General features: G+C 70.8%; 15 protein-coding genes and 1 pseudogene. 6 read left to right on the forward strand and 10 right to left on the reverse strand.

What is annotated here, in order from left to right; all coding sequences use genetic code 11:
• Positions 1–126: 126 nt before the first annotated feature.
• Together IEX31_RS09630 and IEX31_RS09635 are read left to right on the forward strand one after the other, a co-directional pair.
• On the forward strand, positions 127–1,035 hold the full coding sequence (locus tag IEX31_RS09630; RefSeq protein ID WP_188743208.1) for a serine hydrolase: 909 nt from the start codon (positions 127–129) through the stop codon (positions 1,033–1,035).
• Between the two features lie 198 nt (positions 1,036–1,233).
• The gene (locus IEX31_RS09635) at positions 1,234–3,354 is read left to right on the forward strand and encodes a multicopper oxidase family protein (RefSeq protein WP_229662235.1); all 2,121 of its coding nucleotides are present in this window, start codon (positions 1,234–1,236) and stop codon (positions 3,352–3,354) included.
• 42 nt (positions 3,355–3,396) lie between these two features.
• Here IEX31_RS09635 and IEX31_RS19275 read toward each other — a convergent pair whose 3' ends face one another.
• Positions 3,397–3,519, reverse strand: coding sequence for a hypothetical protein (locus IEX31_RS19275; protein ID WP_268236975.1), 123 nt, complete (start codon positions 3,517–3,519; stop codon positions 3,397–3,399).
• Positions 3,520–3,798: 279 nt separating this feature from the next.
• On the opposite strand from IEX31_RS19275, the gene IEX31_RS09640 reads away from it, so the two are divergent.
• On the forward strand, positions 3,799–5,214 hold the full coding sequence (locus IEX31_RS09640; RefSeq protein ID WP_229662236.1) for an MFS transporter: 1,416 nt from the start codon (positions 3,799–3,801) through the stop codon (positions 5,212–5,214).
• Between the two features lie 89 nt (positions 5,215–5,303).
• Here IEX31_RS09640 and IEX31_RS09645 read toward each other — a convergent pair whose 3' ends face one another.
• Together IEX31_RS09645 and IEX31_RS19575 are read right to left on the reverse strand one after the other, a co-directional pair.
• Positions 5,304–6,281, reverse strand: a complete 978-nt coding sequence (locus IEX31_RS09645) for an alpha/beta hydrolase (protein ID WP_229662237.1) — start codon at positions 6,279–6,281, stop codon at positions 5,304–5,306.
• A 20-nt stretch (positions 6,282–6,301) separates the two neighbouring features.
• Positions 6,302–6,499: pseudogene (locus IEX31_RS19575) on the reverse strand (alpha/beta fold hydrolase); the annotation flags it as partial.
• A gap of 147 nt (positions 6,500–6,646) precedes the next feature.
• On the opposite strand from IEX31_RS19575, the gene IEX31_RS09650 reads away from it, so the two are divergent.
• Positions 6,647–7,540 (forward strand): HdeD family acid-resistance protein, encoded by an 894-nt coding sequence (locus IEX31_RS09650; RefSeq protein WP_188743209.1) that lies wholly within the window; start codon positions 6,647–6,649, stop codon positions 7,538–7,540.
• A gap of 367 nt (positions 7,541–7,907) precedes the next feature.
• Here the strand turns inward: IEX31_RS09650 and IEX31_RS09655 are convergent, their stop codons facing one another.
• Positions 7,908–8,381, reverse strand: coding sequence for a hypothetical protein (locus IEX31_RS09655; RefSeq protein ID WP_188743210.1), 474 nt, complete (start codon positions 8,379–8,381; stop codon positions 7,908–7,910).
• Positions 8,378–9,679, reverse strand: a complete 1,302-nt coding sequence (locus tag IEX31_RS09660) for an alpha/beta hydrolase (protein WP_188743211.1) — start codon at positions 9,677–9,679, stop codon at positions 8,378–8,380. The genes IEX31_RS09655 and IEX31_RS09660 overlap by 4 nt, the downstream gene beginning before the upstream one ends.
• Positions 9,680–9,789: 110 nt before the next feature.
• Here IEX31_RS09660 and IEX31_RS09665 point away from each other — a divergent pair, with 110 nt between their 5' ends.
• A complete protein-coding gene (locus IEX31_RS09665) occupies positions 9,790–11,175 on the forward strand; it encodes a glycine--tRNA ligase (protein ID WP_188743212.1) in 1,386 nt (461 codons plus the stop codon).
• Between the two features lie 185 nt (positions 11,176–11,360).
• On the opposite strand, the gene IEX31_RS09670 is transcribed toward IEX31_RS09665, so the two are convergent.
• The 5 genes from IEX31_RS09670 to IEX31_RS09690 all read right to left on the reverse strand — a co-directional run bounded on the left by IEX31_RS09670 (position 11,361) and on the right by IEX31_RS09690 (position 17,501).
• The gene (locus IEX31_RS09670; RefSeq protein WP_188743213.1) at positions 11,361–12,869 is read right to left on the reverse strand and encodes an HNH endonuclease signature motif containing protein; all 1,509 of its coding nucleotides are present in this window, start codon (positions 12,867–12,869) and stop codon (positions 11,361–11,363) included.
• 399 nt (positions 12,870–13,268) lie between these two features.
• Positions 13,269–13,955: a GNAT family N-acetyltransferase gene (locus IEX31_RS09675; RefSeq protein ID WP_188743214.1), complete on the reverse strand. Its 687-nt coding sequence runs from the start codon at positions 13,953–13,955 to the stop codon at positions 13,269–13,271.
• Positions 13,952–15,403 carry a glutamyl-tRNA reductase gene (locus tag IEX31_RS09680; protein WP_188743215.1) on the reverse strand — a complete coding sequence of 484 codons (1,452 nt, stop codon included), beginning with the start codon at positions 15,401–15,403 and terminating at the stop codon, positions 13,952–13,954. Before IEX31_RS09680 ends, IEX31_RS09675 begins: the two co-directional genes overlap by 4 nt.
• A gap of 180 nt (positions 15,404–15,583) precedes the next feature.
• Positions 15,584–16,639, reverse strand: coding sequence for a zinc-dependent alcohol dehydrogenase family protein (locus IEX31_RS09685; protein ID WP_188743216.1), 1,056 nt, complete (start codon positions 16,637–16,639; stop codon positions 15,584–15,586).
• 142 nt (positions 16,640–16,781) lie between these two features.
• Positions 16,782–17,501 (reverse strand): hypothetical protein, encoded by a 720-nt coding sequence (locus tag IEX31_RS09690; RefSeq protein ID WP_188743217.1) that lies wholly within the window; start codon positions 17,499–17,501, stop codon positions 16,782–16,784.
• Between the two features lie 310 nt (positions 17,502–17,811).
• On the opposite strand from IEX31_RS09690, the gene IEX31_RS09695 reads away from it, so the two are divergent.
• Positions 17,812–18,996 (forward strand): uroporphyrinogen decarboxylase, encoded by a 1,185-nt coding sequence (locus tag IEX31_RS09695; RefSeq protein WP_188743218.1) that lies wholly within the window; start codon positions 17,812–17,814, stop codon positions 18,994–18,996.
• Positions 18,997–19,097 lie beyond the last annotated feature (101 nt).

Genomic DNA, 19,097 nt, shown 5'->3' on the forward strand with positions numbered 1-19,097 from the left:
CGATCCGGTCGAGCGGGTGACGGTCTGGGAGCCCACCCGCCGCAACCGTAGAGTCCACCCGTCTCGAGCGCGCCGCAGACCGCGGTGGGGGAGCGCCGACCGTCCGAGGAAGAGCGTGCAACCACCGTGGTGACGTCGTCGCAGGAATCGGAGCGACGCGCGCGCCACGCTTCGGTTCGGCGCGGTCGGCATCGCACCGAGGAGCCGAACGAGAACTTCACGCGAGGGTTCAACGTCCTCGGCGAACTCGCGCTCGCGGGCGTGCAGGTGTCGGCTCGGGCCACCGACCTCGCGACCGGCAAGGTGCTCTTCTCCGTCGACGACCACGTCGTGATGCCGACGGCCTCCATCGGCAAGGTGCTGCTGCTCGTCGAGGTGGCCTCCCGCCTGTCGGGCACGACGCCCGAGTCGTTCACGGTGCTCGATCGTGCGCCGCGCGATGCCGTGGGCGACTCCGGCATCTGGCAGCACCTGCAGTCGCCGTCGCTGCCGATCGCCGATCTCGCCGCACTCATCGGCGCGACGAGCGACAACCTCGCCACCAACGTGCTCATCCGCTACATCGGACTCGAGGCGGTGCGCGCCCGCACCGAGGCGCTGGGCCTCACCCGCACTGCGCTCCTCGACCTCGTGCGGGACCACCGCGGACCCGACGACGCTCCGCAGTTGTCGATCGGCTCGGCGAAGGAGCTCACGTGGCTGTTCGCCTCGATCGCGCGCGGCGAGATCGTGAGCCCCGAGGTGTCGCAGCGCGTGGTCGGCTGGCTCTCGCTCAATTCCGACCTGTCGCTCGTCGCGAGCGCGTTCGGACTCGACCCGCTCGCGCACCGCATGCCCGACCACAACGTGCTGCTCATGAACAAGACCGGCACCGACGGTGGCGTGCGCAGCGAGGTGGGGGTCCTCCGCGGACCGCGCTCGAGCGTGGCCTACGCGGTGTCGATGTACTTCGCCGACACCATGCTGTCGTCGCGGCTCGCGGTGCTCGACGGCATGCACCAGGTCGGGTTGGACTTGCTGGAGTACGTGCACTGAGCCACGCCCGGCGGCGTGCGGTCGTGCCGTGCGTGGCGGCCCGCGGCCGTGGCATCCGGCGCCGTGGCATCCGTCGGCGGTGTCACCCGGAATGGTACTTGAGGCGGCACCGGATCCACGTCAAACTGAGCACGCCTCAGGAATACGGCGGCCGAACGCAAGGGGGCGCTCGGCGTCGCGAGCGGATGGGTGAGAGCCGTGACAGAGATTCGCAATGAAGCGGGCGCGCACCGGCCGATCAGTCGCCGCGCGTTCATCGCGGCCGCGGGAGCCGCCGGCGCGGGATTCGTGCTCTACGCCGTGCTCCCCGGCGGGGAACGGGTCGCCGTGGCCGACATCCCGGGCGGCACGCTGCTGCCCGAGGCGGTGCCGAAGTTCCAGACGCCGCTGCTCATTCCGCCCGTCATGCCGAAGGCCGGCACGATCGTCGCGCGCGGCGGCAAGAACGTCGATTACTACGAGATCTCGGTGCGGCAGTTCCCGCAGCAGATCCTGCCCGCGGGCCTGCCCGCAACGACCGTGTGGGGCTACGGTGCGGTGGCCGCGGCGAAGAAGCGCGGACTGCTCCTCCACAACGCGCCGTCGCTCACGATCGAGTCGAGGTGGAATCGCCCGGTCCGGATCAAGTGGATCAACGATCTCGTGGATGAGCACGGGAACCACCTGCAGCACCTCCTGCCGGTCGACCCCACGCTGCACTGGGCGAACCCGCCCGGCGGTGTGGACGGGCGGGACTCACGGCCCACGTTCGATTCGACCCCGGATGCCTACGACGGTCCGGTGCCGATCGTCACCCACCTGCATGGCGCGGCCGGCGTCGGCGACGAGAGCGATGGGTACCCCGAAGCGTGGTACCTGCCGGCCACCGGCGACATCCCGGCCGGCTTCGCGACCGAGGGCACGTGGTACGAGTTCTTCGCCGGCAAGGCGAGCGCCGAGCACGCGGTGGACTGGGGGCCTGGTTATGCGGTCTTCCACTATCCGAATGATCAGCGCGAGTCGACCCTCTGGTACCACGACCACACGCTGGGGATGACCCGGCTCAACGTGTACGCCGGCCCAGCAGGGTTCTTCCTCGTGCGCGGTGGTCCCGAGGGCTCGGATGCCGTGCTCGACAGCCGCTCGGGTGCGACGGCCGTACTCCCGGGTCCCGCCCCGAAGGAGGATGACAAGTTCCCGCCGAACAAGACGTACTACGAGATCCCGATCGCCGTGCAGGACCGCTCGTTCAACGCCGATGGGTCGCTCTTCTATCCCGACACGCGGGTGTTCTTCGACGGCATCGTCGGCGACTACATCCCACTCGGCGAGTTCTCGCCCATCTGGAATCCGGAGTTCTTCGGGAACATGATCATGGCCAACGGGAACACCTGGCCGTTCCAGGTCGTCGAGCAGCGCCGGTACCGGTTGCGGTTCCTGAACGGATGCCAGTCGAGGTTCCTGATCCTCGACTTCTCCGCGATCCCCGGCGCAGAGGTCTGGCAGATCGGCAACGAGGGTGGGTACCTCGCCGCGCCGGTGAACCTGACCGCCGATCACGGCGGCCGGCTGCTGATGGGTCTCTCGGAGCGCGCCGACCTGATCGTCGACTTCACGGGCGTCCCGGTCGGGTCGTACATCCTCGGCAATGTCGGCCCGGATGAGCCGTTCGGCGGCGGGGTTCCCGGCGTCGACTTCGAGCCTTCGGATGCCGCCTCTACGGGACAGGTCATGGAGTTCCGGGTCGTCCCCGCCGTCGAACCGGATCCGACGACGCCGCCGCAGTATCTCGTCCTCCCGGCGCGGACGCCGCTGCCGGCCGAGACGTTCACCAGGCCGCTCGCCCTCATCGAGAAGTCCGCGATCGGATTCGACGCGGACGGCCAGCCCGTCGAGGGTCCGTCCGAGGCGGTGCTCGGCATCGTCGACGACGGCGTGCCGGTGCCACGCGACTGGGACGACGATGTCACCGACAACCCGCAGGTCGGCGACACCGAGGTGTGGGAGTTCGTGAACACCACCGGCGACGCGCATCCGATGCACATTCATGAGGCCGCGTTCGAGGTGGTCGGGCGGGAAGGGCTCGTCCTCGACGACGAGGGCGAGGTCGCCGTGCCCGTGCTGCCCGACGGGTCGGTCCGGCCCCCGGAGCCGTGGGAGACCGGGGTGAAGGACTCGGTGATCTCCTACCCGGGCGAGGTCACGCGCGTGCGGCTCACGTTCGCGCGTCCGGGCCAGTTCGTCTGGCACTGCCACATCGTCGAGCACGAGGACAACGAGATGATGCGGCCGTATCGCATCGGTCCCGAGCAACCGGGGCAGCCCGGTCAGCCGACCTGAGGCGTGGCTCACACCGTCCGCGGGCGATCGCCGCCGTCGCGGTCACGCGCACGGGAACCACTCGGTGATGGCCTCGGCCTGCAACCGATGCTCGATGAAGCGCCGCCGGACCTCCTCGATCGCCTCGAAGAGCGGGAAGATCTCGCGAGTGACGAGTGGATCCACATCAGCGCGACCCCGACGCGGACGACCGCCGACACGACGTCGCTCGCGCGAGATCGCCCAGTGGGCCGCCCGGTGGACGGGGGGTTTGTCATCGTCACAGTCATTCTCCGCTCGACTCGCTCATCGAGCACCGGCGACCGGATGGGGGCAATCGGGTGAGTCTGACGAGCCGAGGACATGCGGGTGCGGCATCCACCGACTGCTTACCGATGTCTTACGTGGTCGGCCGCGCGCTGTCGGGACGGCGGCGCGGCTCCTACTATCGCCTCGAACGGCCGCGTGCGTTCCAGGCGTTTCCAGGCGTTCCAGATGTTCAAGACGTTCCAGACAGAGGAGATCACCGTGGCCCATCGACTCGACGCGTCGACCTGGCGCCCGATCCATACCCGGATCGCCGTCGCACTCGGCATCGGATGGATGCTCGACGCATTCGAGGTCCAGATCATCGGTTCGGTGATCCCCGGAATCCAGGCGGAGTTCGGCCTCGACAGCGACCAATCGGTCGCCATCAACGTGGTCTGGTTCGTGGGGGTCGCCCTCGGCGCCCTCGGTTTCGGATACCTCGCCGACCGAGTCGGGCGCAAACGGCTCTTCGTCGCCACGCTCATCCTCTACTCGGTGTTCGCCGTCCTCACCGCGACGGCGCCGAACTTCGAGTGGTTCATCCTGTTCCGCTTCATCACCGCGCTCGGCGTGGGAGGCGAGTACTCCGCGGTCACCTCCGCCATTGCGGAGTTCACCCCCGCACGCAACCGGGGACTCAGCAACGGACTCGTGATGACGTTTTGGGCGGCCGGGGGCATCCTGGCGAGCCTCGTCTCGATCCTGGTCATCTCGACCCTCGGCCTGACCTGGCGCTACACCCTGCTGTTCGGTGTCGTGAGCGCGGCGTACGGATTGCTCGCACGCCGGCTCATCCCCGAGTCACCTCGCTGGCTCGCCTCCCGCGGCAGGCTCGAGGAAGCCGACGCCATCGTGACGGACATCACCAGCGTCGCGAGCACCGACGGATACCACCATCAGCCCGTCCCCGGCTCCGGTCGCGCTCGCCTGGTCGAGCTCTGGCGCAATTACCGCGGACGTCTGGCGTTCGGGATGGCGCTCGACTTCTCCGAGGCCGCCGGGTACTACGGGCTCTTCACCGCGATGAGCATCCTGGTGTTCTCCGCGAGCACCGGAGCCGTGCCGATCGACGACGCGGTGCTCCCGTACTACTTCCTCATCGCGAACGCTGGTGCCCTTGCCGGCGGCATCGTCATCTCGTTCGCGCTCGACCGGCTCGGTCGCAAGCCGAGCGTCACGTTCTCGTACGCTCTCGCGGCGGCGAGCATGATCGGCTGCGCGGGCGCGGCGGCGACCGGCTCGTCGATCGTCGTCCTCGTGGCGTTCACGATCGCCGCCTTCTTCGCGACCTGCGCATGGGTGTCGGCCTACCCGACCTTCTCCGAGCTGTTCCCGACGCACCTGCGCGCGACCGGCATCGGCGCGAGCGTAGGCGTCGGACGCGTCGGCGCGGTCATCGGCCAAGTCGTGCTGGCGGTCGCGGCGACCGAGTGGGGCATCGGCGTGATGTTCACCATGCTCGCCCTGTTCTGGCTGATCGGCGCGGGGGCCGGAGCCATCTGGTGGCGTTACGGCACCGAGGCCCGGGGCGCGACCCTCGAGGAGCTCGTCGCGCCGGCCGCCATGCGCTGAGGGCACCGCGGGTCGAGGAGCGGTTCGGGGAGCGGGTGGGCTTGGAGACGGCCGCGGGCGGCCTCCTCAACCCGCAGTGCGAGGCATTCTCAATCCGCAGGCGGCGAGGTGAGCATCCCGATGCCGTCGAGCACCGCGAGGGTGGTCTCGTGCGCGCCCAGCACGCGGAAGTGCCCGGCCACCGGCACGCGAACGTTCGTCGCCCCGTCGAGCACGCTGCCGTCGGGCACGTGCGGGTCGTAGGTGCCGAATACCGACACGATGCGCGAGTTCACGGATGCCGCGCTCCCGAGCATCACGATCGTCTCGTCGTTCGGCAGCAGCGCCCTGATGCTCGGGTCGCTGAACAGGCGCGCCCGCCGGGCCCCGCCGAACGGCGTGCACACCGCCACGAGCCCCCGGATGCCGAGCGCCTCGGCTCGGCCGTCGAGCAGCAGGTGCTTGCCGATGAGCCCGCCCTTGCTGTGACCCACGATCACGCGTCCGGCGTCGGGCACGCGCACGCGGCCCAGCGCGCGCTCGACGCGGGACGAGGTCTCGACGATGGGCCGACGGTTGGCGCCGAGGCCGTGCACGACGACGACGCGATGCCCGGCCGCGTTCAGCGCGTCACCGAGCGGCCGGACGAATGACCAGTGCTCGTACACGCCGGGCAGCAGCACGACCTCAGGCTTCCCGGACTCGCCCGTGCGCCAGTGCGCGGGCTCGCGCCGGGCGCCGAACACCGCCAGCTGGCGCATGCCCGCATACACGTAGTCGCGGGCCCACCAGCCCGCAGCGCGAAGCGCGCCCATCCGAGCGGCCTTCAGGGGTTCCTCCGGCATCGCGACCGGGCTCCCGGCGGGTTCGCCACGGGCGTGGCGCTCGATGAGCTCGCCCACCTGCCGCCCCGCGACCACCATCGTGTCGTGGCCTCGGCCCGGCACCTCGGCCAACCGGCCCCCGGGCACGAGCGAGGTGACCTCCTCGGCCCAGTAGCGGGGCACGACGTGGTCGTGCTCGCCGCGCACCACGAGCGTGTCGGCGGCGATGCGCGGCAGCTTGAGTTCGAGGCGGTGCTCGAGCATGGGCTGAGCGGACGGGGCGGCTCGGGGGCGTCGCCGAACCCGGGCAGGTCGAGCGCGTGCACCGTGCCGCTCGACTCGAGCGCCTCGGCGAGTCCGCTCCAGTAGTCGTGCGCCATGGCCAGCCCGTGCACGAGCACGTAGTCGGGGCCGTCGGGGATGCCGGACTCGCGGATGAGCACCACGCCGTCACCGCTGCGGAACTCGCGGGTCGTCGCCATCACGGCAGTCTAGGTGCGCCGGCCGCGCGGCGAGCGGCACAATGGTCGTGAATTCGGGCGCGGGAGGGCTGGGGGGCGGATGTCGCGGGGGAACGCCTGGCGCCGTGTCCGCGCACTGCCGGGGCTGGTCGCTCCCGCGCCTGGTGGGTGCGACGCGTCGTGGGCGCTGTGGCGATCGTGCTCGGCGTGCTCCTCATCACGCGCCCGTTGTCGTCGCTCGCCGTGCTCGCGGTGTACATCGCCCTCTCGCTCATCGTGTCGAGAGCCTCCGACGCCCTCGACGCGCGCGACTCCGCGACCCCGGTGGCCGGCGTCGCGCTCGGACTCGCCTGGGCGCTCCTCGGCGTCGCCGTGGTCGCATGGCTCGGGCGCTCGATCGACCTCCTCGCTCCGGTGATCGCGGTCGCACTCATCGGCGGCGGCATCCGCCTGGTACGGGCCGTGCGCGGAACCGCCGACGAACTCGTGACGACCGCACGTCTCGCGGTGGCCGACATCGTGTCCGGCGTGCTCGCGCTGTGGTGGCCCGACGCGACCCTCATCGTGATCGCCGTGCTGTTCGGAGCACGCACGGTGTTCTTCGGCGTGCGCGAGGTGGCGCGGCATCGCGCTCGCGCGCGGTCGAGGCCGAGAAGGTCGAGCGGATGCCACGCCCGCGCGCCCCGGCGGGCTCGCGCGGTCCGGGCGCATCACGGGCTCACCGTGATCGCGCTCGCGCTCGCCGTGGTCGCCGCGCTCGCCGGCTCCCAGCTCCGAGCGGGGGCGCCGATCCTGGACGCGTTTTGCGCTGGTCATCGGCGGCGTGCCGGAGGAACCGGGCCGGCTGATCAGCGCAGAGCGGTTCAAGCGCGGCATCCCCGACGACGCCGTGGCCTCGCGCATCCTGTACTCGACGACCGACCACGCGGGCGAGCCCGCGCTCTCGCCAGCGATCCGTGGGCCTCACCGACAACCTGCCGAACGTGGCGGGGTCGCGGACCCACCGAACGCGAGCAATGTGCGCCTCGGGATCTGCGTCATGTGCTTCCGCCTAGCTCGTGAGCCTCCGCACGATGGCCACGGCTTCCTTCGGCGTGACGTCGGGAAGGTACGCCCGGCCGATGGCCAGGACGATTACGGGCAGGGCGAGCGGGTCGGGGTAGGCCATCGAGAGCGTCTCGTACTCAGGGTTGAACTTCGCCTTGAACCGGAACAGCGACGAGAACCCGTACGCGGGTTCCAGCGTGCGCCGAGGAGGAGTCCGACGATCGCGGCGATGAGACGGTACACGTTCGACGAGTCGCCGTCGTAGAGCACGAACACGAGGACGACGGCGAAGGTCACGATCCGGATGCGTCGGCGCCATAGCGCCCGCATGAACGCGGTCGCCGCGATGAGCGCGCCACCACGCCGGTCAGCGGGTCGAGCGTCAGGTCGACGGCCGTGCCGGTCGCCCGCCACTCGCCCGCGAGCGAGCCCAGCCACTGCAGCAGCGTGCCGAGCGCGACCCCGGCGACGCCGGCGACGAGGACGCCACGGTCGTCCGCTGGGTGCTCATGCGCCGTTCTGCGATGCCGAGCAGGACGATCGTGGCGAGCACGCCGAACACGAGCTGGAACGGATCCCAGGGAATGAGCAGCGCGGTCCCGACCGTCCACCACTTCGCCGCCTCCACGGTCGTGGCCACGCCGGCGGCCCGCGTGCCGGTCGTCGGCTCCGATGCGCCACCGACGATGGTGCCGGTGACGATCGAGGTAGCGACGAGCAGGGTGGCGAACGCGATGCTGAACGGGATGCGGCGGACGAATCCCCTGAGCGAATCGGCGGTCGACCGGAGCCGGCCCGACGGCTCGGCGTCGACCTCGTCACTCGGCACGCGTTCCATGCCGTCGGCTCCGGTCACGGCGCCGAGAGTCCCAGTCGGGGGTACAGCAACGCGAACCCGGCCTCCAATCCGCCCATGAGTCCCGAGCTGCCGTGGTCGGCGCCGGGGATGCGTGCGAAGGTCGTCAGCATGCCCGCGCCGCGCGCGGCGTCCGCGAGCCGTTCGGCGCCCGGAGCGTATCCGGGGTCGTTCTCGCCGGCGGTGAAGATCCCGGTGGTGCCGCGGTACGGCGCCTTCGCGGCCATGATGTTCGCGGGCATCACGGCATCGTAGGCTGCTTGGTCGCCGTCGAAGACCGTGTCGAGCACCTGCTCGCTCCGGTCCGCCCCCGCGTACTCGACGGGCGAGACGGCGAGGATGTTGCCGAACACCTCTGGATACTTCGCGCCGAGGTAGGCCGCGCAACCGCCGCCGTTCGAGTACCCGGCCACGGTCGTGAACTGCCGGCCCTGCAGCACGTCGAGGTTCGCGCGCGCCCACGGCACGACGTCCTGCATGAGGTAGGTCTCGACGTCGCCCATCGCGGTGTCGAGGCACAGCGGGTCCTTCATGGGGTCGCCGAGCTGGTCGACGACGAGGGCGATGGGGGCGAGCCCGTCGTGCTCCGCGGCGTAGGCGTCGAGCACCTCGCCGATGAAGCTCGCGTCGGGTTCCCCCGGCTGGCCCATCATCATGATCACGAGGGGGAGGCGCGGGGCATCCGTCACCAGCGCTGCCGGCGGCAGGTACACCTGGGCGGGCCGGGCGTCGAAGCCGGAGACGGTGTTCGTCACGCCGGGGTCGGGGATGCCGATGGTCCCGGTCGCCGGCAGGTCGGCGGGCGGTGTCCAGGTCAGGTAGAGCGGCTCGGTGGGGTCGGCGCCGGGTGTCGCCTCGGGCCGGGCGTGTTCGATCTCGTCGACCGTGGTGAGGCCGAGCAGGGCGCCCATCGTTCGGTCGAGTCCGTATGAGGCGTTGGTGCCGAGCATGGCGGTGAACGCGAAGACCGGCATGGCGACGACGGCGATGAGCTTGCGCCACCACTTCGAGTGCCAGAGGTTCCAGATCGCGAGCAGGATGGCCGCGGATGCCGCGGCCACCCATAACCACGTCGCATCGATGACCGGGCCGCCGAACCGGTTCAGCACATTCACGGCGATCCACAACGCGGCGCCGCCGATGATCGCGCCCACGACGAGCAGCACGATCACCGTGAGCACCCACGACCAGCCGTCGCCGCGGCCCAGGAGGTAGACGAAGAACGCTGAGGCGATCACGTACATCGCGGTGAGGAACGGGCCATCGACGATGTCGATGTCAAGCAGGAGATCCCACACCTCGCCCCCTCGGCTCCGGCGTCGTCTTGGGGCACAGCGTAGCGCCCGTAGGATGGGGGCACCGTGTTGTTTCCCGGCAATCCCCCGATCTCAGGACCATTGGAGCCACCGTGGCCGCACCCAGCCGTCTCGAATCCGTCATCGCGCTCGCCCAGCACCGGGGCTTCGTCTTCCAGGCGGGCGAGATCTACGGCGGGTCCCGGTCAGCGTGGGACTACGGCCCCCTCGGCGTCGAGCTGAAGGAGAACATCAAGCGGCAGTGGTGGCGGTACATGGTCACCAGCCGTGCCGATGTCGTCGGCCTCGACTCGAGCGTCATCCTGCCGAAGCAGGTGTGGGTGGCATCCGGTCATGTCGGGGTCTTCACCGACCCGCTCGTGGAGTGCCTGCACTGCCACAAGCGGTTCCGTGAGGACCACCTGCTCGAGGCGTACGAGGAGAAGAAGGGCCGGGCGCCTGAGCAGGGCATGGCCGAGATCGTGTGCCCGAACTGCGGCACCCGTGGCCGGTGGACGCCGCCGCGGGACTTCAACATGATGCTGCAGACGTTCCTCGGCCCCGTGCAGGACGAGTCCGGCCTGCACTACCTGCGCCCCGAGACGGCCCAGGGCATCTTCACGAACTTCGCGAACGTACTGCAGGCGTCGCGCATGAGGCCGCCGTTCGGCATCGGCCAGATCGGCAAGTCGTTCCGCAACGAGATCACGCCCGGCAACTTCATCTTCCGCACGCGCGAGTTCGAGCAGATGGAACTCGAGTTCTTCGTCGAGCCCGGCAGCGACGACGAGTGGTTCGACTACTGGGTCGACTACCGGTGGAAGTGGTACACCGACCTCGGCATCGACCCCGAGAACCTGCGCCTGTTCGAGCACCCGGCCGACAAGCTCTCGCACTATTCGAAGCGCACGATCGACATCGAGTACCGCTTCGGCTTCACCGGCGGCGAGTGGGGTGAGCTCGAGGGCATCGCCAACCGCACCGACTTCGACCTCTCGACCCATGCCGAGCACTCCGGCAAGGACCTCTCGTACTTCGACCAGTCGAAGAACGAGCGGTGGATCCCCTACGTCATCGAGCCGGCGGCCGGTCTCACCCGCTCGCTCATGGCCTTCCTCGTCGACGCGTACGACGTCGAGGAGGTGCCCAACGCGAAGGGCGGCGTCGACACGCGAACGGTGCTGCGGCTCGACCCGCGCCTCTCGCCCGTGAAGGTCGCGGTGCTGCCGCTCAGTCGCAACGAGCGCCTCTCGCCGCTCGCTCGCGAGATCGCGGCGACGCTGCGGCGGAACTGGAACGTCGACTTCGACGACGCGGGCGCGATCGGCCGTCGCTACCGCCGCCAGGACGAGATCGGCACCCCTTTCTGCGTGACGGTCGACTTCGACTCGCTCGACGACAACGCCGTGACCGTGCGCGAGCGCGACAGCATGCAGCAGGAGCGCGTGCCGATCGACGAGCTCGAGGGCTACCTGGCGACGCAACTCATCGGCGCGTAGCCGCGCCGACCGGGTGCTCGTGCGCCCCCCCACGGCACGCCCGCGACCCCCATGGCACGTTCGCGCCCCACACGCTCGCGGCCCCCGCTCAGTACACTCGCGTCCCACCTCGGGCGCACGTGCGCCCCGCCCGGGCACGCATGCGCCCCAGCCAGGGCGCACTTCTGCCCGCGGCGGGCACACGCCTACACCGCGGGCCGAGCCGGTTCTCGTTCGCCTGCCGCCGCGACGAGCCGGGGCACGGGCGGAGCTCCCGGCATCGGCAGCCGCGTCGGATCGACCGGATTCAGGATGTCGGACGGCGTCTTCGATCGCATCGATCGAGGGGTGCGTTCGGGGTCGACCCCAGGCGGGGGAATGAGCCAGTATCTGGCGCCCTCGCGACGGACCTCCCATCCCTCGTTGTGATATCGGAGGTGATCTCCGCGGCAGAGCAGGATGCCGTCGGCGAGGTCGGTGCGGCCGCCGTCGCGATGCCAGTGATCGATGTGATGCGCCTCGGTCCACGACGGCGGCCGTGTGCAGTCGGGATCCATGCAGCCCCCGTCTCGAACGGTGAGCGCGATCTTCTGCCGCTCGGTGAAGAGCCGCTCGTCGCGCCCCAGGTCGAGCACGGTGCCATCGCCGAACTTGACGGGGAGGTGTCCCTCGCAGAGCCCCGGGTGGATGTCGGCAACCGGGATGCGGTCGGGGTGGCCCTCGATCATGCCCGTGCCCTCGCCAGTCGCAAGCGCGTGCGCGTTCACGACGACCCGCACCGACGGCTTGCGCTCGTCGAGCAGCCGGCTCGGGTCGACGCTCGCCCCCGCACGCAGGAGCTGCACCAGCCCTTCGGCCGCGTCGCGTTCGCGAGTGGCGCGCGCGTCGGCGTATCTCGCGTCTCCGAGCGCGTGGTCGCCAAACCCTCTGCGGGTCTTCGCATCGAGGCGGCGCGGATGCGTGAGCTGGTCGAACACCGCCTTCACGAGCATGCCGGCCTGCGGCTCGAGCTCGAATTCGCCCCGGACCATTCCGTCTGGCTTCACCCAGACCCGCCAGTACTGGTGGTGCCGCTGCCGCTCGGCTCGCGCGACGACGCCCGCCGCGTCGATGCGGTCGCGGGTCTGCCTCGCGGCCCGGCGCGCGGCATCCGCATGCAATGAACGGCACTCGTCGACCAGCATGGGCAGTGCTGCCACCAGCGCCGCCTCATCGGCATCACCGCCGGGCTCGCCGAGGCCCGAGCGGATCGCGCCCGCCACCTCGACGGTCACAACGCCCTCCGCGACGGCGGCGCCGAGCGCAGCGAACCACGGCGTCGTCGGTGCGGGAGTCGTCTCGGAGACCATGGGGTCGGACCAACGCTGCGCCTCGAGTGCGGCCGCGGCATCCGTCTCGGCCATCATCTGCCCGACGCGCACGAGGGCGACAGCCTCTCGCTTCGACGATCGCGTGATCGACTGCACAAGTTGACCGGTGCCGGCATGCCCGGTGCGCTGGGCGAGTCCTCGGACTCCGAAGGGCACACGCGATCGCCTGGCGACCTCGGCGACCGCGATCGCCTGACAGCGCTCGACCTCGTGCCGTAGCAGCGTGAGCTCTTCGACGACGGCCAGGAGCGCCGCGTCGTCGAGCGGGATGAACGTGCCCGTCGAAACCTCGCGACCGATCAGCCGACGGGCGATGTCGGCCAGGTCAGGCGGGAAATCGGGCATGTCTCATTCTCGCCAGAACCACCGACATCGGAACGCACGTTCCGGCGTCTGTGAAGAAGATGCAGGGCGCGCCAGTGGTTGAGGAGGAGTAAGGGTAGGGGAGGAGTCGGGGTCGGGGAGGAGTCGGGGTCGGGGAGGAGGAGCGGTCGGGGCTGGAGCGGCCCGCAGCGGTGGGGGAGGACGAGGAGCCGGGCGGGGCCGGGTGGGACGAGGGTCGGGTAGGACGAGAGGTCGATCGACGGCCGGCGGACGAGGAGTCGGGCGGTGAGCCACGGCCAGGGGAGGAACACGGGCGCAGCTCGGCATCCCGACCTCGGCGACGACCCAGGACGGCGAGGCCATCGTCGACGCGTCACGCGTCGGACGGGGACGGGCAGCCCCACCCCCGACCCGGCCGCCTCAGCCGCGCGCGGCCGCCCACTCGCGTCGCAGCACACCGTAGATCGCGGTGTCCTGCCACTCGCCGTCGTTGTACTCCTCCTCGAGGATCGTCGCCTCGCGACGCATCCCGAGCCGTTCGCAGAGTGCAGCGGATGCCCCGTTCCGCGCGTCGAGGAACGCCTGCACGCGGTGGGGGTTCAGCGTCTCGAAGGTGAAGTCGAGCACCGCCTGCGCCGCCTCCCGAGCGAACCCGCGCCCCTGGAACTCGGGGTGCAGCACCCAGCCCAGCTCGAGCTGGGCGTGCCGCACGCTCGAGACCCGGATCATGAAGTCGCCGATGACGCGGTCACGCGTGGGGTCGTCGGTCGCCGGCGTGCCGGGCAGGACCGCCGCGAAGAACACGGAGTCGCCGTCGGCGGCGAGGGCGCGCCCGGCGGCGCGCTTCGCGGTGTGCTCGTAGCCCTCGGCGCGATCCCGCTCGGGCCACGGCAGGTAACGGATCACCTCGGGCAGGCGCTGGTACTCGTAGACGTCGGCGGCGTCGGATGCCTCGAGCGGACGCAGCACGAGGCGCTCGGTGCGCAGCGGCTCCGCGACGAGCGCGGACGCGTCGTAGGGGAAACGGACGGCCGGAGGCCCGTCGGCGGTGGCGGTCGCGATCCGCCCTGGCTCGACGACGTACGCGATGTCGCGCTCGCCGCTCACGATGCGCCGGCCCGACGCGGCGGGGCCCCGGCGGACGGCGCCGAGGCATCCGTCGGCCGGATGTCGCGGGGAGTGCCATCGTGGGGAGTGCCATCGCGGGGAGTGCCATCGCGGGCAGTGGCATCGCGGGCCGTGGCGGCATCGCGAGCGGCCCGCGCCTCCTCGTCGGGCTTCACGCCGAAGAGCGCCTCGAGTCCGTCGATCCACGTGGCCTGCTCGCCGGCGCGCGCGAGCTCACGGGAGCGCACCATGGGCGTGTGCAGGAGCACGCCGGCCATGTGGCGGAGGGCCGCCTCGGTGCGTCCGTCGTCGCCGCGCGCCTGGGCCCGCGAGATCTCGCCGTCGAGGATGTCATACACGTGCCGGCGCAGGGCGACCACCGCGGGCGCGAGGTCGCGCTCCTCGGCGCCGTCGCCGAATGCGCGTGCGTCGCGGTCGACGATCTCGCGCGCGGCATCCGTGGCCCCGAGCACCTCGAGCGGGGCGTGGATCCTGATGGTCTCGAGGTCGAGCACGTCGACGCCGGGCACGTCGACCACGTCGGGCGCGACGTTGCGGGGCAGTCCGAGGTCGATGACGAGCTGGTTTATCTGCTGCACGGGCGCGACGGCGCCAGGCAGCAGTGCGACGGATGCCTCGAGCCGCTCGCGTCCCGCGGCGATGAGCGCCTTGTCGACCACATGGTGCTCTGCCGTGGTGCACGTGACGATGATGTCGACGCCTGCGGCGGCGGCTTCGTAGTCGCCGCGCGGCACGGCCTCGATGCCGTGGCTCGCCGCGAACTTCGCGCCTCGCCCCGACGGCGAGTGCACGCGCACGTCGGTGACGCCGCGGTCGCGGAGGGCGGCGAGGGACGCGCCGGCGAAGCGGCCGGTGCCGACGAGCAGCACGCGCGCGGCGGCCCAGTCGGTGATGCGGCTCTCCGCGAGGTCGAGGGCGAGGCGCACGATCGAGCGGCCCTCGCCGCCGATGCCGGTCTCGTTCCTCACGCGGCGCGAGGTCTGCGAGGCGCGCTGGAAGAGCCGTTCCAGCTCGGGCGTCGTGGTGCCCTCCCGGCGCGCGCGCTCGAGCGCCCGGCGTACCTGGCCCGCGATCTCGCCCTCGCCGACGACGACCGACTCGAGGCCGGATGCCACGGCGAAGAGGTGGCCGGCGACGGCGTTGCCGTGGACGAAGCCGACGGTGGCGCGAAGTTCGTCAGGCTCGAGGCCCGCGACCGTGCCGACCGCGCGAATCGCGTCGTGCACCGCCGACACCGGTGACGCGCCAACGGGTGCGTCGAGGTCGAGATACGCCTCGAAGCGATTGCAGGTGGCGACCACGACCGCGCCCTGCACGGCGTCATGGCCCTCGAGGATGCGTGGTGCTGCGTGTTCCGCGTTCGCCGAAAGGCGCTCGAGCAGGTCGAACGCGGCGTTCTTGTGACTCGCGGTGAGGCAGATGAGCACGATGGGATTCTACCCGCGGTCGAATGGGGATTCTGCGTATCTGTCTCGACGAGTACTCGATCTTTCGTCGGAGGCCTGAGTTGGTGCGTTCGGGGCGTTGACCATCCGGCGACGATCGGATCCCGTCCCCCGTACTCCCCTCGAGGCGCGGATGTTCCGGAGTCGGCGCGCCCGCGCGGCTCAACGCCGGATCAGCACCTTCAACGCGTCGTGCTCCGCCGCGTGGCCGAACACCTCGTAGGCCTCGAGCACCTGGTCGAACGTGAACGTGTGCGTCACGAACTTGTCGGCCGGCAGCTTCTTGGCCGCGACGAGCTTCAGGAGCATCCCGAGCGTGTTCGTGTTCACGAGTCCCATCGAGATGTCGATGTTCGAGATCCAGAGCCGGTCGAGCGCAAGCTCCACGCCACGCCCGTGCACGCCGACGTTCGCGACGTGTCCGCCCGGACGCGCGAGCTCGGTCGCCATGGTGAAGGTGCCCGGGATGCCGACCGCCTCGATCGCCACGTCGACGCCCAGCCCGTCGGTGGTGGCGAGCACCTTCTCCTTCCAGTCGTCGGCGCCTGAGTTGACCGTGTCGGTCGCACCGAACTCCCGGGCGCGTGCCAGCCGGGCGTCGTCGAGGTCGATGGCCACGACCCGCGACGGGCCGTAGAGCCGCGCGGTCATGACCGCGGCGAGTCCGACCGGGCCGGAACCGATCACGGCGACCACGTCGCCGGGCTTGACCTGTCCGTACTGCACGCCGATCTCGAATCCCGTCGGCAGGATGTCGGAGAGCAGGATGCCCTCGGCGTCGCTCACGCCCTCGGGCACCTTGTACACCGAGTTCTCGGCGAACGGCACGCGCACGAGCTCGGCCTGCGTGCCGTCGATGAGGTGGCCGAAGATCCATCCGATGCCCTCGGCGCCCTCCGGGTTCAGGCAGTGGCTGTAGAGGCCCTGCCGGCAGTTCGAGCAGAGCCCGCAGGCGCTGATGCAGGAGAGGATGACCCGATCGCCGACGGCGAGCTGCGTGATTCCGCTGCCGACCTCGGTGATCACCCCGATGCCCTCGTGGCCGAGCACGCGGCCCGCCTCGACCGCCGCGACGTCGCCCTTCAGGATGTGCAGGTCGGTGCCGCAGATCGTCGTGGCCTCCATCCTGACGATCACGTCGGTCGGGTGCTGGATGACGGGGTCGGGCACGTCCTCCCAGCTCTTCTGTCCCGGACCCTTGTAGACCAGCGCCTTCATGATGCACTCCCTGCCTGACGACGTCGTGTCGGACTTCGACGCGACCGCTCCAGTCAAGCTCGGACAGGCGTGCGCAACAGGGACGAACGTCCCGCCGCGGGCTCATCAGCGATGAGGTGCGCCCTCAGGCGCACGAAGGTCCTCAGCGGCGAGCGGCGGCGGCGACCTCGGGACGGATGACGGGGATGGGCGCGGTGAGCGGCGGAAGCTCGAGTCCCTCGGCGGCGAGGGCCGCGCGGTGCTTGGCCTTCCAGCTGCGCACCACTGCGAAGAACGGCGCGTCGCTCATGGCATACCGGCCGAACCGCCCCGCCGAGAGGATGATCGGCAGCTCGATGCTCGAGCCATTGTGGCGCACGCGCAGCACGAGGACGTGCTCGACCGACCCGCCGACGACCATCGAGTCGGCGCGGATGTTGCGCACCTCGCGCCATGGGAAGTGGGCGGCGCCGTGCGGACGGCCGCCGCCGTTCCAGAAGGCGACGCCGAGCTCGTCGACGACGACGGAGAACCGCGCGCCGAGGCGCACGCCGCCCGCATCGTCGAGGAGTTCGTTCAGCCGTCGCACGAGCAGGCGGTTCCGGATGCCGCAGCTGAGCTCGCCGCGAACGGTCGATGCCAGGGCGTTCCGACGGGCACGCGTGCGTGCCGCGCGGCCGAGCCCGACGACGCCCCAGATCGCGACGACGACCAGGCCGACGGCCGCGAAGCCGACCGCGAGGTTCGTCGTGGGCACGGCTGGGAGTCGTGGCATCAGCTGCTCGAGCATGGGCGATCCGGCGAGGAGGCCGGCGATCACGCCGACGGCGGCGAGGCCGACCAGCACGGTGAGGCTTGCGCGGTGCGGCGTGGCGGGATTCATCGGGCGGCTCCGGGGGTGCGGGGCATCCGGGCACGGCGAGGGGAACTGGGGAAACGGTTGGACACGATCGGGGACACGTCGTCTTCTTCTCCGTGGGGCGGAGGCGCGCCGCAGGCCGACACGTCGTCGTGTGCGGGGGAACACGACGGAACCCACCGTACCGCGCAGGCGATCACTCGCGACAGAGGGAATCGCGCGTCGTCGCGACATCCGACGAGTGATTCCGTACTCCGCGAGGACTCCTCAGATCGCTTCGAGAAGGTCACGCGGGCGAGCGGCCGGGACCGAACCCCCAGCCCGATACGCGACAATGTCACGCGTGATCCTCTCCCCGCAGCATCCCCTGTCCGCCGGCCGCACGGGCGACTCGCGCCTCGTGCGCGCGTATCGAGGGGAGCGGCCCGACACGACGCCGGTGTGGTTCATGCGGCAGGCGGGGCGGTCGCTGCCGGAGTACCGCGACCTGCGCGTCGGCACACGCATGCTCGACGCGTGCCTCGACCCGGCGATGGCGAGCGAGATCACGCTGCAGCCGGTGCGCCGCCACAAGGTCGACGCGGGCATCTTCTTCAGCGACATCGTGGTGCCCGTGAAGCTGGTCGGCGTCGACGTCGAGATCCAGCCCGGTCGCGGTCCGGTCTTCGGCAGGGGATATGCGGATGCCGCGGCCGTCGCCGAGCTGACGAGCGTCGACCCGGCTCGACTCGACGAGGCATCCGCCCCCATCACCGAAGCCGTCGGGCGCACGATCGCGGAGCTCAACGAGACGGCGCCGAGCGGGTCTCGAGACGCGTCCGACTCCGTCGGGCGCTCCTCGACCCTCGGGGGAGGCGGCACGCCCCTCATCGGGTTCGCGGGCGCGCCGTTCACGCTCGCGGCGTACCTCGCCGAAGGCGGCCCCTCGAAGGACCACCTCGCCGCACGCACGCTCATGCACGCCGACCCCGGCGCGTGGCGCGCGCTCATGGACTGGACGGCCGAGCTCACCGGGCGGTTCCTTCGCACGCAGGTGCTCGCCGGGGCATCCGCCGCCCAGCTCTTCGACTCGTGGGCGGGCGCGCTTTCGCTCGCCGACTACGAGGCGCAGGTGGCGCCGGCCTCGGCGAAGGCGCTGTCGTTCGTGCACGACCTCGAGTACGGGTCGACGGATGCCTCGGGCACGGCGGTGACCCGGCGGGTTCCCGTCGTGCACTTCGGCGTCGGCACCGGCGAGTTGCTCGGGGCCATGCACCGGATCGGCGTGGACGTCGTCGGCGTCGATCACCGCATCCCGCTCGACATCGCGGCCGAGCGCGTCGGCGCGGGCGTGCCGCTGCAGGGCAACCTCGATCCGGCACTGCTCGCCGCTCCGTGGCCCGTGCTCGAGGCGGCGGTGCTCGACGTGCTGTCGCGCGGCAGGTCGGCCCCGGCGCACGTCTTCAACCTGGGTCACGGCGTGCCGCCCGAGACCGACCCCGCGGTGCTCACGCGCGTCGTCGAACTCGTGCACCAATGAGATTCCCTAGGTCAACCTCAGGCGGCGATTTGTTGCATGGCGCCTCCGTGGAGTTGGGGGTTGTAGGTGGTGTGGTCTTGCCAGCAGCGCCAGATCACGCG

Source organism: Agromyces bauzanensis (assembly GCF_014645655.1).
In the GTDB taxonomy this organism is placed as follows: Bacteria; Actinomycetota; Actinomycetes; order Actinomycetales; family Microbacteriaceae; genus Agromyces; species Agromyces bauzanensis.